This window comes from Massilia arenae (assembly GCF_008014745.1).
Taxonomy (GTDB): Bacteria; Pseudomonadota; Gammaproteobacteria; order Burkholderiales; family Burkholderiaceae_D; genus Telluria; species Telluria arenae.
The window spans coordinates 85,594-100,628 of record NZ_VPFD01000021.1 but is presented as its reverse complement, the minus strand read 5'-3'; the positions used below and the strand labels follow the sequence as shown (position 1 = coordinate 100,628).

The 15,035-nt window shown below is 67.1% G+C and carries 15 protein-coding genes; 8 read left to right on the top strand and 7 right to left on the bottom strand.

The genetic code is table 11. The annotated features are described in order from the left end of the window. Positions 1-22 precede the first annotated feature (22 nt). Positions 23-2,680 (bottom strand): aminopeptidase N, encoded by a 2,658-nt coding sequence (gene pepN, locus FVD38_RS18570; RefSeq protein WP_147936191.1) that lies wholly within the window; start codon positions 2,678-2,680, stop codon positions 23-25. Between the two features lie 185 nt (positions 2,681-2,865). Between pepN and FVD38_RS18565 the strand changes: the two genes are divergently transcribed. After that, positions 2,866-3,519, top strand: a complete 654-nt coding sequence (locus FVD38_RS18565; protein ID WP_147936190.1) for a DUF4136 domain-containing protein — start codon at positions 2,866-2,868, stop codon at positions 3,517-3,519. Positions 3,520-3,753: 234 nt separating this feature from the next. On the opposite strand, the gene FVD38_RS18560 is transcribed toward FVD38_RS18565, so the two are convergent. The 6 genes from FVD38_RS18560 to FVD38_RS18540 form a co-directional block, all read right to left on the bottom strand. Further along, positions 3,754-5,103, bottom strand: coding sequence for an enolase C-terminal domain-like protein (locus FVD38_RS18560; protein WP_147936189.1), 1,350 nt, complete (start codon positions 5,101-5,103; stop codon positions 3,754-3,756). A 97-nt stretch (positions 5,104-5,200) separates the two neighbouring features. After that, positions 5,201-6,262: a LacI family DNA-binding transcriptional regulator gene (locus FVD38_RS18555; protein ID WP_147936188.1), complete on the bottom strand. Its 1,062-nt coding sequence runs from the start codon at positions 6,260-6,262 to the stop codon at positions 5,201-5,203. Between the two features lie 59 nt (positions 6,263-6,321). After that, positions 6,322-7,242 (bottom strand): TIGR03571 family LLM class oxidoreductase, encoded by a 921-nt coding sequence (locus tag FVD38_RS18550; protein WP_147936187.1) that lies wholly within the window; start codon positions 7,240-7,242, stop codon positions 6,322-6,324. A 4-nt stretch (positions 7,243-7,246) separates the two neighbouring features. Further along, a complete protein-coding gene (locus FVD38_RS26545) occupies positions 7,247-7,408 on the bottom strand; it encodes a hypothetical protein (protein ID WP_187271644.1) in 162 nt (53 codons plus the stop codon). Further along, positions 7,405-8,406, bottom strand: coding sequence for a quinone oxidoreductase family protein (locus FVD38_RS18545; protein WP_147936186.1), 1,002 nt, complete (start codon positions 8,404-8,406; stop codon positions 7,405-7,407). The genes FVD38_RS26545 and FVD38_RS18545 overlap by 4 nt, the downstream gene beginning before the upstream one ends. A 22-nt stretch (positions 8,407-8,428) precedes the next feature. Continuing rightward, positions 8,429-8,830, bottom strand: coding sequence for a methylglyoxal synthase (locus FVD38_RS18540; protein WP_147936207.1), 402 nt, complete (start codon positions 8,828-8,830; stop codon positions 8,429-8,431). Positions 8,831-9,209: 379 nt separating this feature from the next. Here FVD38_RS18540 and FVD38_RS18535 point away from each other — a divergent pair, with 379 nt between their 5' ends. The 7 genes from FVD38_RS18535 to rlmH all read left to right on the top strand — a co-directional run bounded on the left by FVD38_RS18535 (position 9,210) and on the right by rlmH (position 15,025). Then, entirely contained in the window at positions 9,210-10,022 is an 813-nt protein-coding gene (locus FVD38_RS18535) for a DUF2182 domain-containing protein (RefSeq protein ID WP_147936185.1), read from the top strand. 90 nt (positions 10,023-10,112) lie between these two features. Further along, positions 10,113-10,838, top strand: a complete 726-nt coding sequence (locus FVD38_RS18530; protein ID WP_123069365.1) for a YebC/PmpR family DNA-binding transcriptional regulator — start codon at positions 10,113-10,115, stop codon at positions 10,836-10,838. A gap of 12 nt (positions 10,839-10,850) precedes the next feature. Then, positions 10,851-12,116, top strand: coding sequence for a phosphoribosylamine--glycine ligase (gene purD / locus FVD38_RS18525; RefSeq protein WP_147936184.1), 1,266 nt, complete (start codon positions 10,851-10,853; stop codon positions 12,114-12,116). A 113-nt stretch (positions 12,117-12,229) separates the two neighbouring features. Further along, on the top strand, positions 12,230-13,141 hold the full coding sequence (gene hemF, locus FVD38_RS18520; RefSeq protein ID WP_147936183.1) for an oxygen-dependent coproporphyrinogen oxidase: 912 nt from the start codon (positions 12,230-12,232) through the stop codon (positions 13,139-13,141). Further along, positions 13,138-13,824: a nicotinate-nucleotide adenylyltransferase gene (locus tag FVD38_RS18515; RefSeq protein WP_147936182.1), complete on the top strand. Its 687-nt coding sequence runs from the start codon at positions 13,138-13,140 to the stop codon at positions 13,822-13,824. The genes hemF and FVD38_RS18515 overlap by 4 nt, the downstream gene beginning before the upstream one ends. After that, the gene (rsfS, locus tag FVD38_RS18510) at positions 13,824-14,546 is read left to right on the top strand and encodes a ribosome silencing factor (protein ID WP_147936181.1); all 723 of its coding nucleotides are present in this window, start codon (positions 13,824-13,826) and stop codon (positions 14,544-14,546) included. The genes FVD38_RS18515 and rsfS overlap by 1 nt, the downstream gene beginning before the upstream one ends. Before the next feature lie 8 nt (positions 14,547-14,554). Next, positions 14,555-15,025 (top strand): 23S rRNA (pseudouridine(1915)-N(3))-methyltransferase RlmH, encoded by a 471-nt coding sequence (rlmH, locus tag FVD38_RS18505; protein ID WP_071361491.1) that lies wholly within the window; start codon positions 14,555-14,557, stop codon positions 15,023-15,025. Positions 15,026-15,035 lie beyond the last annotated feature (10 nt).

Sequence of the window (15,035 nt, the reverse complement as noted above, 5' to 3'; positions counted from 1 at the left end):
AGGTTTGGGTTAAATATTGTTATCAATTCGCGAGCGCTTTGGTGACCACTTCGCGCACGTCGTTCGACAGCTTGCCCTGCCCCGCCACCCGCTGCAGCGCGGCCTTCATCTGCTCTTGCAGCGCCGGCGCGTAACGGCGCCAGCGGTCCATGGCGCGCGCCAGGCGGCTTGCGACCTGCGGGTTGAGCGCGTCGAGCGCGATCACCTGCTCGGCCCAGAAGGCGTAGCCGCTGCCGTCCGGCGCGTGGAACTGCACCGGATTGTTCATGCAGAAGGCGGCGACCAGGCTGCGCGCGCGGTTCGGGTTGCGCAGCGTGAAGGCCGGATGGCGCATCAGCGCGCGCACGGCCGCCACGTCGGTGGTCGGGGCCGCGGCCTGCATCATGAACCATTTGTCCACCACCAGGGCCTCGTTCTGGAACTCCTGGTAGAACACGTCCAGCGCGTCGGCGGCTTCGGGCACGCGCGATGCGATCAGCGCACTCAGCGCGGCGGCGCGGTCGGTCATATTGTCGGCGTCATCGAACTGGCGCTGGGCCAGCGCCACGCTCTCGTCGTCGGGCGCCGCGTTCAGGTAGGACAGCGCGATGTTCTTGAGCGCGCGCTTGCCGCTTGATGCGGCATCCGGGCTGTAGGCCCCCGGCGTCAGGTTGGCCTCGTACTGCACCAGCAGCTCGCTGCGCAATCTCGCGCCGATGTCGGCGCGGATGAACTGGCGCGCGATGTGCACCGCCAGCGGGTCGACGCCGTCGATCTGCTCGGCCACCATGCCCTCGGACGGCAGCAGCAGCGCCTGTTCGCGGAAGGCCGGGTCGAGGGTCTCGTCGACCAGCACCTTGCGCATCGCTTCGATGAAGGTCTCGTCCAGGTTCAGGCTGGCGCCGCTATTGCCCTTGGCCGCGGCCTCGCCGGCCAGCTTGAGCAGGCGGCTCATGGCCAGGCGCTGGCCCGCTTCCCAGCGGTTGACCGGGTCGCTGTCATGGCTGAACAGGTGCAGCAGGTCGGCATCGGTATAGCTGCCCTGCAGGACCACCGGCGCCGAGAAGCCGCGCAGCACCGACGCCACCGGCTGCTCCTTGACGTCGGTGAAGACGAAGGTCTGCTCGGCCTGGGTCAGTTCGAGCACCGCCGTCGTGCCGCGGTCGACGCTATCGACCACCAGGCGCATGTCGTTGCCGGCGGCGTCGAGCAGGCCGACCGCGACCGGGATGTGGAACGGCAGCTTCTGCGGCTGGCCCGGCGTCGGCGGGCAGGACTGGATCAGCTTGAGCGTGTAGGTGTGGGCGGTCTCGTCCCAACGGCCCTCGAAGCGCAGCACCGGGGTGCCGGCCTGGCTGTACCAGCGTTCGAACTGGGTCAGGTCGCGGCCGTTGGCGTCGGCCATCGCGCGCCGGAAATCGTCGCACTCGACCGCCTGCTCGTCATGGCGTTCAAAATACAGGTCCATGCCCTTGCGGAAGCCCTCGACGCCGAACAGCGTCTGGTACATGCGCACCACTTCGGCGCCCTTCTCGTACACCGTCACCGTATAAAAATTATTGATCTCCACGAAGGAGTCGGGACGCACCGGGTGCGCCATCGGGCCGGCATCCTCGGGGAACTGGTGCTGGCGCAGCGTGCGCACCTGGTCGATGCGGGTCACGGCGCGGCCGGTGTCGGTGCCGATCATGTCGGCCGTGAATTCCTGGTCGCGGAATACCGTCAGGCCTTCTTTCAGCGACAGCTGGAACCAGTCGCGGCAAGTCACGCGGTTGCCGGTCCAGTTGTGGAAGTATTCGTGCGCCACCACCGCCTCGATGCCCTGGAAGTCGACGTCGGTCGCCACCCGCGGGTTGGCCAGCACGAACTTGGTGTTGAAGATGTTCAGGCCTTTATTTTCCATCGCGCCCATGTTGAAGTCGCTGGTGGCGACGATCATGAAGCGGTCCAGATCGAGCTCGAGGCCGTATTTTTCCTCATCCCAGCGGATGCTGTGCTTGAGCGACTGCATCGCATAGTCGGTCTTGTCCAGGTTGCCGTCTTCGACCCACACCTGCAGCAGGGCGTCGCGGCCGTCCGCCAGGCGGAAGGTCTCTTCCTGGCACACCAGTTTGGCCGCCACCAGCGCGAACAGGTAGGAAGGCTTCTTGAACGAATCTTCCCACAGCGCATAGTGGCGCCCGTCGTCGAGCTCGCCTTCCTGGATCAGGTTGCCGTTCGACAGCAGCACCGGGTAGCGCGCCTTGTCGGCGCGCAGCATCACCGTGTACTTGGCCATCACGTCCGGGCGGTCCGGGAAATAAGTGATGCGGCGGAAGCCTTCGGCCTCGCACTGGGTGAAGAAGTTGCCATTCGATACATACAAGCCGCTGAGCGTCGTGTTCTGCTCGGGCACGCAGACCGATTCGATCTCGAGCACGACGTCGTCGGGCGCCTCGTGGATGACCAGGCGATTGTCGGCCAGCGTGTAATCAGCTCCGCCCAGGGTCTTGCCATTGAGGCGCAGCGCCACCAGCTCGATGTCCTCGCCATGCAGCTCGATGGCCCGCCCGCTGGCCGCCGGGTTGCGGCGCAAGGTCAGGCGGTTGGCCACGACCGTACGCGCGGGATCCAGGTCGAAGCCGAGCTCGACAGTATCCACAAGGTAAGTCGGCGGGTTATAGTCTTTGCGGTAAATGGTCTGGGGCGTATCGGTGCGCATAGGAAGAGTCCAAGAACACAGTGGAGAAGTGCTTATTTTACCAACAAGCTTTTCCGGTGCTTCGTTCGATTCCATGTATCGCAGTGTATGCACGGTAACGGGGTGTAAATCCCGGTTCATTGATCTTGGACAAGCGGTAAGCTTGATCATCGACGAAATTCCGCACAAATATTTTTGGAGACTGTATGAAACGCCTCATCATGGTCGCCGCCGGCACGGCGCTTGCACTGCTCCTGGGCGGTTGCGCGACCACCATCCGCAGCGACGTCACGACCTTCCACCAATGGCCGGCGCAGATACAAGACAAGAGTTATGTGTTCGAAGTGCCGTCGCCGCAGGACGACACGCTGGAATGGCGCAGCTACCAGGAACTGGTGCGCGCCCAGCTGGCGCGCCAGGGCTTCCGCGACGCCGAAGGCGCCACGCCGGCACTGACGGTGGCGATGCGCTTCACCACCACCGACCTGCCGGTGCGCGTGCTGGAGCCGATCATGACGCCGTATTTCTACCCGAGCGCACGCTTCGGCTATGGCTACGGCTACCGCAGCTTCAATCGCCGCTACTGGGGCGGCTGGTACAGCCCGTTCTACGATCCGTTCTGGGGTCCGTATCCGGCCTACCAGACCTCGGTCGAGCACCACTACCGGCGCGAGCTGCAGGTATCGATCAAGGCTGCGAGCGACGGCAAGCGCCTGTTCGACGTCACGGTGCACAACACCAGCCGCAATATGTCGACGCCGGAAATCATGCCGGCGCTGGCGCACAGCGCCTTCGAAGGCTTCCCGGGACCGTCGGGCGTGGCGCGGCGGGTCGAGGTGAAGCAGGAGCCGAAGGGCTGATCCTTCGTTAGTTGAGTTGCAGTAAGCACGTCGTTCCCGCGCAGGCGGGAATCCAAGTCTTAAGCGTTTCGACAGCACCAGCATTACTTGGGTCCCCGCCTGCGCGGGGACGACGTTTTGGGGCCACGGATTCAATAAACGAACGCGGTCCGCAACGACGCAAAAAAGGCCCGTCACGCTTGGCGCGACGGGCCAACTAGAGACAACGAGAGACAACGGTACTGCCGGCGCGCCCTAGCGCACCATGCAAGGTTTCTTGCTATCGAACTTCCAGTTCGGAACGAGGTACTGCATCCCCACCGCATCGTCGCGTCCGCCCAGCCCCATCGCCAGGTAACGCTGGTGCGCGGCCTCCACCGCCTCCATATCGAGTTCCACGCCCAGTCCCGGCGTCGTCGGCACGGTGACCATGCCGTCCACGATGCGCAGCGGGTTGCGGGTCAGGTGCTGGCCGTCCTGCCAGATCCAGTGGGTGTCGATCGCCGTGATGTCGCCCGGCGCCGCCGCCGCGCAATGGGTGAACATCGCCAGCGAGACGTCGAAGTGGTTGTTCGAATGCGAGCCCCAGGTCAGGCCCCAGGCTTCGCACATCTTGGCCACGCGCACGGTGTCCTGCATGGTCCAGAAATGCGGGTCGGCCAGCGGGATGTCCACCGCCCCCAGTTGCACCGCGTGGGCCAACTGGCGCCAGTCGGTGGCGATCATATTGGTGGCGGTGCGCAGGCCCGTGGCGCGGCGGAACTCGGCCATCGTCTCGCGGCCCGAGTAACCGCCTTCGGGTCCGCAGGGATCCTCGGCATAAGCCAGCACGCCCTTCATGTCGCGGCACAGCCGGATCGCATCCTGCAGCAGCCAGCAGCCGTTGGGGTCGAGCGTGATGCCGGCTTGCGGGAAGGCTTCCTTGAGCGCGCGCGCCGCCTCGATTTCCTGTTCGCCGCGCAGCACGCCACCCTTGAGCTTGAAGCTCTTGAAGCCGTAGCGCTTCTGGGCCGCGCGGGCCTGGGCCACGATGGCGTCGGTGTCCATCGCCGGCTCGTGGCGCAGGCGCAGCCACGCGTCATCCGCATCCGGCTCGCTGGCATAAGGCAGGTCGGTGGCCTTGCGGTCGCCCACGTAGAACAGATAGCCCAGCATCTCGACCTGGTCGCGCTGGCGGCCGTCGCCCAGCAGGTCGGCCACCGGCACGCCCATGAACTTGCCCAGCAGGTCGAGCAAGGCGCATTCGACGCCGGCCACCGCGTGGATCGTCACGCGCAGGTCGAAGGTCTGCTGGCCACGGCCGCCCGCATCGCGTCCGGCGAAGGTCGTGCGGATCGAACGCAGCACGCCGTTCCAGGCGCCGATAGGCTGGCCGACGACCAGCGCGCGCGCATCCTCGAGCGTCTGGCGGATGCTCTCCCCGCCCGGCACTTCGCCGACACCCTGCTGGCCGCTGCTGTCGGTGAGGATCACCAGGTTACGGGTGAACCACGGCGCGTGGGCGCCGCTGAGGTTGAGCAGCATGCCATCGCGGCCCGCAACCGGCACAACACGCATTGCGGTGATCGTTGGCGTGCCGCCCGGCGTCGAAGATTCCATGGTCATCAATCTGTCTCCAAAAGCTATGTTACCGGTATCAATTGAGATCGATGATACCGGTATCTTGCCGTTGAAGTCAATACGCTGGAGGGGGCTTTGACGGCTAGCTGCTGCCGCGTTCGACGATGACGAAGCCGACGTCGCGCACCGGTTCCTCCACCGGCCGGCCTTCGGCGCGGTCGATGATGAGCTGGGCGGCGGTAGAGCCGATGGCGGTACCGTCGATGCGCACCGTGGTCAAGGGGGGATGCAGGTCGCGCGAGAATGCCAGGTCGCCCAGGCCGACCACGGCCAGCTGTTCGGGCACCCTGACGCCCAGCGCCAGCGCTTCGAGCAGCACGCCCTGGGCCATCATGTCGGAGCTGCAGAACACGGCGTCGATGCCGGGGTCGCGCGCCAGCAGTTCGCGCAGGCTCGCGCGGCCGCTGCCGAGCGAGGTCGGCGCCGGCACGATGCAGGTCGGCACCGCCGCGCGGTCCGTGCCCAGCCCCGGCTGCAGCGCCAGCACGGTGTCGGCGAACTGGCGGTTGCGGCGCACCGCGCGTTCGTCGTCGGCGCTGATGGCGGCGATCCTGCGGCGTCCGCGCCCATGCAGGTATTCGGCCACCGCCTTGCCGATCTGTTCGTGCGAAAAGCCCACCAGCATGTCGATCGGACTGTCGGTCAGGTCCCAGGTCTCGACCACCGGGATGCCGCTGGCCAGCAGGCGGCGCCGGCCCTGCTCCGAGCGCATGATCCCGGTCAGCACCACGCCGTCCGGACGACGCCCGATGATGGCCTCGAGCAGCGCATCCTCGCGCGAGTTCTCGTAGCCGGCCTGGCCCAGCATCAGCTGGTAGCCGCGCGCGGCCAGGCCGTCGGTGAGCGCCTGCACCATCTCGAGGAAGACCGAGCCGCTGATGGTCGGCACCACGGCCGCCACCATGCGGCTCTTCTTGGAGGCCAGGCCGCCGGCCAGCAGGTTCGGCACGTAACCCACCCGGTCCACCACCTCGCGCACGCGCTGCAGGATCTCGGGCGAGACCGAATCGGGATTGTTCAGCGCGCGCGAGACGCTCATCGGGGCCACGCCGGCCAGGCGGGCGACGTCGCGCACCGTGGGCGTGGCGCCTTTGCGGCTCTTGCGGGGAGTGGCTGGGACGTCCTTCTGGGCGGGGTTTTCCATCAGGCGATTCTAGCATCCGGGGTTGGCGGCGGCGGATGCCGCGCCGCGCCGGGCTCGCCTTAGATCCGCGGCAGGATGTCCGTCCCTATTTCACGCAGGACGTCCTCGACCGGCCGAACGCCCCGCTGCAGGTTGAACAGGATGTGCGCGACCCCGAGTTCGCGCATGCGTTCGAGATAGGCGGCCAGCGCATGGCGGCCGGTGCGCAGGCCGAGTTCAATCGCTTCGGCCGGCGCCGCCGGATCGTCCAGCAAGTCCAGCTGCACCGACTGGATGAAGGGCTTGCGCATGCCGGGCGAGCGCTGGTCCTGCGCCATGTGCCAGAGCGCGATCCGGCCTTTTTGCCGGTCTTCCTCGCGGTGATAGCTGGCCCAGGCGTCGGCATGCTCGGCGATCCACTGCAGCGACTGTCTCGCGCTGCCCACTGCGAGCATCGGGATGCGCGCCTGCGGCGGGGGCAGGACGCGGTACTGTTCCGGGTCCACGACCGGCGCCGGCGCAAGCGCGGTATGCAGGGCACTCCAGTGCTCGCGAAAGACCACGTCGCGCGCTTCCAGGTCCGCCCCGAAACGGGAGAATTCCTCAGGACGGTCGCCCGACCCCAGGCCCAGCAGCAGGCGGCCGCGGCTGATCCGGTCCAGGGTGAGAGCCGCCTTGGCCACGTGCAGCGGATGGCGCAGCGGCAGCACGATGGCGCCGGTGGCGAGCACGATCCGCTGCGTCACCGCCGCCAGCGCGGCCAGCCACAGGAAGGGATCGTCCAGCGCCGCGGTCTCGTTGGCGCTGCCCTGCGGGATCATCAGGGGAACGTCGCGGGTCCAGAGAGCGGCGAAGCCCAGCGCGTCGGCCAGGCGCGCATGTTCTTGCGCCAGCGCGAGGTCGGCCAGGGCGCCGGACTGTCCCGCCATGGGCGTCATCAGCCCGACCGTCAGGCGGCCGGGGACGAAGACCTGCCCGTAGGCGCGGTTGAAGTCCTCCATGGGCTCAGGTGAAATACGCTTCGGAGCCGAAGGTGAGCGCCACCACCACCAGCATCGCCAGCACCAGCACGATCAGCAGGCGCCCGAACTTCGGCGCGCCGTCGCCGGATGGCGGCACGGACGGCGGCAACTGCGGCAGCGGGTCGTCGTCGCGCGCATCCCTCATGACGCCAACTCCGACGACAACTCCGGCAGCAGCACCGTCGAACCGGTCGTGCGGCGCGCTTCCAGCGCGCGGTGCGCCTCGCCCGCCTCGGCCAGGGCAAAGGTCTGGCGCACCTCGACCTTCACCTTGCCACTGCCGACCATCTCGAACAGCTCGGCCGTCATCGCTTCCTGCTCTTCCTGGTTACTCATGTAGTCGAACAGGGTCGGCCGGGTCAGGAACAGCGAGCCGCGCTTCGACAGCTCGGCCGGGGCAAAAGGCTCCACCGCGCCCGAGGCATTGCCGAAGCTGACCATCAGGCCGCGCCGGCGCAGGCAGTCGAGCGAGGCGGTAAAGGTGTCCTTGCCCACCGAGTCGTACACCACCGGCACGCCCTCGCCGCCGGTGAGCTCGCGCACGCGCGCCACGATGTCTTCGTCGTTGTAGTTGATGACGTGGGCCGCGCCGTGGCGCAGCGCCAGCTCGCCTTTTTCCTTCGAGCCCACGGTGCCGATCAGGCGCACGCCGAGCGCGCGCGCCCACTGGCAGGCGATCAGGCCGACGCCGCCGGCCGCGGCGTGGAACAGGATCGTGTCGCCGGCCTTGACCGGATACGTCTGGCGCAGCAGGTATTGCACCGTCAGGCCCTGCAGCATCATGGCCGCCGCGGTCTCGAAGCCGATCGCGTCGGGCAGCCTGACCAGGAAGCGGGCCGGCATGGTGCGCACGCTGGCATAGGCACCCAGCGGTCCGCCGGCATAGGCCACGCGGTCGCCCGGCCGCACGTGGGTCACGCCCTCACCCACCGCCTCGACCACGCCCGCGCCCTCCTTGCCCAGAAAGCCGGGCAGCGGCTGCGGATACAGGCCGGTGCGGAAATACACGTCGATGAAGTTCAGGCCGATCGCGTGCTGGACGATGCGCGCCTCGCCCGGTCCGGGCGCCGGCGCCTCGACGTCGACGTATTCCATTACTTCTGGGCCGCCGGTGGCGGCGATCCGGATCGCTTTGGCGAGCATGGCTACTCCTTTTTCAGGTGGGTCAGGCGGCGCTGCGCACGCTTATCAGTTGCGACAGCACCAGGCGCGCGGTCGAGACGTTGGTCGCGCACGGAATATTGTGCACGTCGCAGGCGCGCACCAGCGCGTTGATGTCGGGCTCGTGCGGCTGCGGCGTCATCGGGTCGCGCAGGAAGATCACGCAATCGATCAGGCCGTCGACCAGCAGGGAACCGATCTGCAGGTCGCCGCCGACCGGCCCCGAATGCTTGCGCTCGACGTTCAGGCCCAGCTCGTTGATCAGGCGCCCGCCGGTGGTGCCGGTGGCCGACAGGGCGCAGCCCTGCAGGAAATCGCGGTACTCGGCGGCGAGCAAGATCATGTCGTCCTTCTTCTTGTCGTGGGCGATCAGGGCAATGCGTGGGGCGGCGGTCGTGATGGTCATGTCGTGGGCGGCGTTGGTGTGGTCGGGACGCTCATAAGAATACCGCATTCGACCAAGCGGTCATATAAACCACCAACTGCGCAATAACGTTCTGAAAGCGATCAATATCTGTGCATGGCTGTGGCGGCAGCGCCGAAGTTCGGCGTCGCGACGGGGTCGATCGCGGCGCTGCGGCATCGCGCGTGTGGCAGGAGAGTTGCACCGCTGGCGCCTTCGCCGGGGTTCATCCGGCGACGACGGCCTCGGCGACAAGGAGCATCCCGCCGCGCCCGCCGAACGGGATCGATGCGCGCGTGGTCGAAACCATGCATCTCAAACCAACAGGAGAATCTCTCATGACCAGGAAGACAGAGCGCACGGGGCCACCGGGAGCGCCGCAATGAACCTGCGTGACGTCGAAGCACGTCTCGGCCGCGACCGCTTCTTGCTGCTGGCCCTGATTGCGGTATCGCTGCTGGCCAGCCTGTGCTGGGCCGGCCTCGTGCTGGGCGGCCTGGTGCTCGGCAGCGCGCCCCTTGCCACGGACGCGGCACCCGGCGGCGTGGGCACCGCCGGTGCGGCCGCACCGGCCATCGCCGCGCCCACCCTGGCCTACCAGGCCGGCCAGCTGGCGCTGGTCTTCCTCACCTGGGCCGGCCTGTGCACGGCCATGATGCTGCCCCTGGCCAGCCGCGCCACGGTACTGTTCGCGCGCATCGCCGGGGAGCACGCGGCCCAGCGGGCGCGCCTGCGCACCTGGCTGTTCGTGCTCGGCTACCTGGGCGCCTGGACCGGTTTCGCGCTGCTGGCCGCGATCGCCCAATGGACGCTGCACGAATCCGACCACGGCGGCGCCGTGCGCCACCCTCTGCTGCTCGGCCTGGCCATGGTGGCGGCCGGCGTCTACCAGTGGACACCCACCAAGCATGCCTGCCTGGAGCACTGCCGGGCGCCCCTGCCCGGCATCCTGGCCGGCTGGCGCGACGGCCTGCCCGGCGCGTTCTGGCGCGGCGCCGCCCACGCCCGCCAGTGCCTGGGCTGCTGCTGGCTGCTGATGCTCCTGCTGCTGGCCGCCGGCCCGGACAACCCGGCCGCGATCGCCGTCGTCGGCCTGTTCGTGCTGGCCGAGATCCGCCTCGCCAGCGGCCACTGGATCGCCTGCGCGGGCGGGCTGGCGCTGCTCGCCCTGGGGACCAGACTGTTGTTTCCATGACAGTCAAACCTGAGCCGGACGACGAATTTGCAAGAGGGGCCTATGCTAGAATATCGGCCACTCTTGCATACCGTCTAAGGAATCCTCGACATGGCTGGACACAGCAAATGGGCCAATATCAAGCATAAAAAAGCCGCTACCGACGCCAAGCGCGGCAAGATCTGGACGCGCCTGATCAAGGAGATCACCGTGGCCGCGCGCATGGGCGGCAGCGACATCCCGTCCAACCCGCGCCTGCGCCTGGCGGTCGAGAAGGCCGCGGACGCGAATATGCCGAAGGATAACGTCACCCGTGCGATCCAGCGAGGCTCGGGCGAGCTCGAAGGCGTCAATTACGAGGAAGTGCGCTACGAAGGCTATGGCATCGGCGGCGCGGCGATCATCGTCGACTGCCTGACCGACAACCGTGTCCGCACCGTGGCCGAAGTGCGCCACGCCTTCAGCAAATTCGGCGGCAATATGGGCACCGAAGGCTCGGTCGCCTTCATGTTCACGCACACCGGCCAGTTCCTGTTCGCGCCGGGCGTCGACGAAGACAAACTGATGGAGGCCGCGCTCGAAGCCGGCGCCGACGACGTCATGGCCGACGAAGAAGGCGGCTTCGAAGTGCTGTGCGATCCGCACGCCTTCTCCTCCGTGAAGGAAGCACTGGAAGCAGCCGGCTTCAAGGCCGAAGTGGCCGAAGTCATCATGAAGCCCGCCACCGAGACCGTGTTCACGGGCGAGGAAGCGGTCAAGATGCAGAAACTCCTCGATGCGCTGGAAAACCTGGACGACGTCCAGGAAGTCTTCACCAACGCCGTGATCGAAGAATAATTGGTAGCGAATATGAAAATCCTCGTAGTCGGCTCGGGCGGCCGCGAACACGCGCTGGCGTGGAAACTGGCCCAATCGGAACGCATCCAGACGGTCTTCGTCGCGCCCGGCAACGGCGGCACCGCGCTCGATGCGCGCCTGGTGACGGTCGACGTGACCGATCCTGAGGCGCTGGCCGACTTCGTGGTGGCCGAAGGCGTGGCCCTGACCCTGGTCGGCCCGGAAGCGCCGCTGGCGGCCGGCATCGTCAACCTGTTCCGCTCGCGCGGCCTCAAGATCTTCGGCCCCACCCGCGAGGCGGCCCAGCTCGAGAGCTCGAAGGATTTCGCCAAGGCCTTCATGCACCGCCACGGCATCCCGACCGCGAAGTACGAGACCTTTTCAAGCGCCGCCGCGGCCCACGCCTACATCGACGCCAACGGCGCCCCGATCGTCATCAAGGCCGACGGCCTGGCGGCCGGCAAGGGCGTGGTGGTGGCGATGTCGCTCGACGAAGCCCACGCTGCGGTCGACCACATGCTGTCCGATAACGCCTTCGGCGACGCCGGCGCCCGCATCGTGATCGAGGAATTCCTCGCTGGCGAGGAAGCCAGCTTCATCGTCATGTGCGACGGCAGGAACGTGCTGGCGCTGGCCACCAGCCAGGACCACAAGCGCCTGAAGGACGCCGACCAGGGCCCGAACACGGGCGGCATGGGCGCCTATTCGCCGGCGCCGATCGTGACGCCGTCGATGCATGCGCGCGTGATGCGCGAGATCATCAACCCGACCATCCAGGGCATGGCGCGCGACGGCATCCCGTTCACCGGCTTCCTGTACGCCGGCCTGATGATCGACGCCGACGGCAATCCGCGCACGCTCGAGTTCAACTGCCGCATGGGCGACCCGGAAACCCAGCCAATCATGGCGCGCCTGAAGAGCGACTTCGCCACCGTGCTGGAACACGCCTGCAACGGCACCCTCGACACGGTCGAGCTGGAATGGGACCGCCGCACCGCCGTGGGCGTCGTGATGGCGGCCGCCGGCTATCCGGACAGCCCGCGCAAGGGCGACGTCATCGACGGCATCCCTGCGGAAGTGCCGGAATGCGTCACCTTCCACGCCGGCACCAAACTGGTCGATGGCAAGCTGCAGACCAGCGGCGGGCGCGTACTGTGCGTGGTGGGCCTGGGCGACAGCGTCAAGATGGCGCAGAAGCAGGCGTATGAAAGCGTCGAAAAGATCCACTTCAATGGCGCGCAGTACCGGCGCGACATCGGCTGGCGCGGGGTCAAGTAAAGTAAACCCCTGCAATAGCAGGCTCCAAGCCTCTCCCAACCAACGCCAGATGTAGACATTCGGTGGGCCGGTGTACAATCGGCCCACTTTTCATTCCAAGTCGGTCATTCTTCATGTCTTCCCCCAATCCCGCCGCCATCAAGGCCTGGCTGCTCGAGCTCCAGGCGCGCATCGTCCACGGTCTCGAACAGGTCGACGGCAAGCCGTTCCTGCGCGAGGAATGGCAGCGGCCCGAGGGCGGCGGCGGCATCTCGCGCCTGGTCGAGGAAGGCAATGTCCTCGAACGGGGCGGGGTGAACTTCTCGCACGTGCGCGGCGCCACGCTGCCGGCGTCGGCCACCGCCGTGCGTCCGGAACTGGCGGGCCGCGCCTGGGAAGCGATGGGCGTGTCGCTGGTGCTGCATCCGCGCAACCCCTACGCCCCGACGGTTCACATGAACGTGCGCTTCTTCGAGGCGACGGCGCCCGGCAAGGAGCCAGTCTGGTGGTTCGGCGGCGGCATGGACCTGACCCCGTATTACGGCGAAGTCGAGGACGCGCGCCACTTCCACCAGGCCTGCCACGACGCGCTGGCGCCGTTCGGAGAAGTCTTGCATCCGCGCTTCAAGACCTGGTGCGACGACTATTTCTACCTGAAGCACCGCAAGGAGCCGCGCGGCGTCGGCGGCATCTTCTTCGACGATTTCAACGAGCTCGGCTTCGAGCAATCGTATGCCATGGTCAGGACCGTGGGCGAGCGCTTCCTGGACGCCTACCTGCCGATCCTGCAGCGCCGCAAGGACCAGCCATATGGCGAACGCGAGCGCGACTTCCAGGCCTACCGGCGCGGCCGCTACGTCGAGTTCAACCTGGTGTGGGACCGTGGTACCCTGTTCGGCCTGCAGTCGGGCGGACGGACCGAGGCGATCCTGATGTCGATGCCGCCGATCGTCAAATGGCGCTACGACTGGCATCCCGAACCCGGCAGCCCTGAAGCACGGCTGTATTCCGACTTCCTGGTGCACCGGGACTGGCTGGCGCCGTGACCGCGGCTGTCGGCGCGCCGGGCCGCAACCACTGCATCGCCGTCCTCGGCGGCAGCTTCGATCCGGTGCACCAGGGTCACGTCGCGCTGGCGCGCCTGTTCGCCGGCCTGTTGCGGCCGGACGCCTTGCGCATCCTGCCGGCCGGCCAGCCGTGGCAAAAGAATGGCCTCCAGGCCAGCGACCGCGACCGGGTCGCGATGCTGGAACTGGCTTTCGGGGCCTTGAAGAGCCCGAGCCTGCCGGTCACGATCGACCTGCAGGAAATCGAACGTAACACGCCAACGTATACGGTCGAAACCCTGCGCGCGCTGCGCAAGGAACTGGGCGCGCGCACCTCGATCGTGTTCCTGATGGGCGCCGACCAGTTGCGCAAGCTCGATAGCTGGAACGAGTGGCGCGAACTGTTCGCCCTTGCCAACCTGGGCGTGGCGACGCGTCCCGGCTACGACCTGGCGCAAGAAGCATTGCCACCGGTGGTGGCCCAAGAACTGTCGACGCGGCTTGCAACGCCCGACACCGTGCGCCTGCTGGCGCACGGAAAAGTCTGCCTCGCGCCGACGCTGGATGTGGACCTATCGTCCAGCCAGCTCCGTGCGGCCTTGCAATCCGGCGCGGATGCAAGCGCGCTCGGGATGGCGCAAGTGCTAGACTATATTCAACAACATAACCTGTACAAAAACTAATGGATATCAAGAAACTGCAAACCCTCGTCGTCGACGCCCTGGAAGACGTGAAGGCCCAGGACATCGTCCTGTTCGACACGACCCACCTGACCAGCCTGTTCGACCGCATCGCCGTGGCCTCCGGTACGTCGAACCGCCAGACCAAGGCGCTGGCCGCCTCGGTGCGCGACAAGGTCAAGGCTGCGGGCGGCGACGTGATCGGCCTGGAAGGCGAAGACACCGGCGAATGGGTGCTGGTCGACCTGGGCGACATGATCGTCCACATCATGCAGCCGGCCATCCGTCAATACTATCGCCTCGAAGAAATCTGGGGCGAGAAGCCGGTCAAGCTGGGCGCCGCCAAGCGCAAGTCGACCGTCGAGGGCATCGACGCCGACGCCGCCAAGCCGAAGTCGAAGCACCTGGCCGCCAACCAGGCCCAGGAAGAAGCCAAGCCGGTCAACGAACGCAAGCCGGCCGCCAAGCGCGCGACCAAGGCCGCCGCCGAGACCGCCGCCAAGCCTGCTGCCAAGAAAGCGCCTGCCAAGAAAGCCGCCGCCAAGGCAGTCCCGACCGGTAAGACCGTGAAAGTGGCACCGAGCAAGACCGAAGTCGCCGCCGTCGAAGCGACCAAGGCCAAGCCGCCGAAGCGCGTGACCAAGGCTGCCGCACCGAAGGCCGCCCCGGTCGCCGATGCGCCGGTCAAGAAGGTGATCCGCCGCATCAAGAAGGACGCTGAGTAAGGGTCCTCATGCAGTTGATCATTGCCGCGGTCGGCCACAAGATGCCGGCCTGGATCGAGTCCGGCTTCACCGAGTACACGAAGCGCATGCCGCCCGAGCTGCGCATCGTGCTCAAGGAGATCAAGCCGGTCGAGCGCTCCGGCAGCAAGACCGCCGCCACCGCGATGGCGCTCGAGCGCGAGCGCATCGAGGCCGCCCTGCCGAAGGGCGTGCGCATCATCGCCCTGGACGAACGCGGCAAGGACCTGACCAGCGTCGGCCTGTCGCAGCAACTGGAAACCTGGCAGCGCGACGGCCGCGACACCGCCTTCCTGATCGGCGGGGCCGATGGCCTCGATCCCGAACTGAAGGCGCGTGCCGAAGGACTGATCCGCATCTCCAGCATGACCCTGCCGCACGGAATCGTCCGGGTCATGCTGGCGGAACAGCTCTATCGCGCCTGGTCGATCACCCAGAACCATCCTTACCACCGGGTCTGAACCGGCCTGG

Coding starts and splice junctions, on each gene's coding strand:
- FVD38_RS18530 (WP_123069365.1), top strand. CDS start 10,113: ATGGCTGGACACAGCAAATGGGCCAATATCAAGCATAAAAAAGCCGCT.
- rlmH (WP_071361491.1), top strand. CDS start 14,555: ATGCAGTTGATCATTGCCGCGGTCGGCCACAAGATGCCGGCCTGGATC.
- hemF (WP_147936183.1), top strand. CDS start 12,230: ATGTCTTCCCCCAATCCCGCCGCCATCAAGGCCTGGCTGCTCGAGCTC.
- FVD38_RS18555 (WP_147936188.1), bottom strand. CDS start 6,262: ATGGAAAACCCCGCCCAGAAGGACGTCCCAGCCACTCCCCGCAAGAGC.
- FVD38_RS18545 (WP_147936186.1), bottom strand. CDS start 8,406: ATGCTCGCCAAAGCGATCCGGATCGCCGCCACCGGCGGCCCAGAAGTA.
- rsfS (WP_147936181.1), top strand. CDS start 13,824: ATGGATATCAAGAAACTGCAAACCCTCGTCGTCGACGCCCTGGAAGAC.
- FVD38_RS18535 (WP_147936185.1), top strand. CDS start 9,210: ATGAACCTGCGTGACGTCGAAGCACGTCTCGGCCGCGACCGCTTCTTG.
- FVD38_RS18565 (WP_147936190.1), top strand. CDS start 2,866: ATGAAACGCCTCATCATGGTCGCCGCCGGCACGGCGCTTGCACTGCTC.
- FVD38_RS18540 (WP_147936207.1), bottom strand. CDS start 8,830: ATGACCATCACGACCGCCGCCCCACGCATTGCCCTGATCGCCCACGAC.
- pepN (WP_147936191.1), bottom strand. CDS start 2,680: ATGCGCACCGATACGCCCCAGACCATTTACCGCAAAGACTATAACCCG.
- FVD38_RS18550 (WP_147936187.1), bottom strand. CDS start 7,242: ATGGAGGACTTCAACCGCGCCTACGGGCAGGTCTTCGTCCCCGGCCGC.
- FVD38_RS26545 (WP_187271644.1), bottom strand. CDS start 7,408: ATGAGGGATGCGCGCGACGACGACCCGCTGCCGCAGTTGCCGCCGTCC.
- FVD38_RS18560 (WP_147936189.1), bottom strand. CDS start 5,103: ATGACCATGGAATCTTCGACGCCGGGCGGCACGCCAACGATCACCGCA.
- purD (WP_147936184.1), top strand. CDS start 10,851: ATGAAAATCCTCGTAGTCGGCTCGGGCGGCCGCGAACACGCGCTGGCG.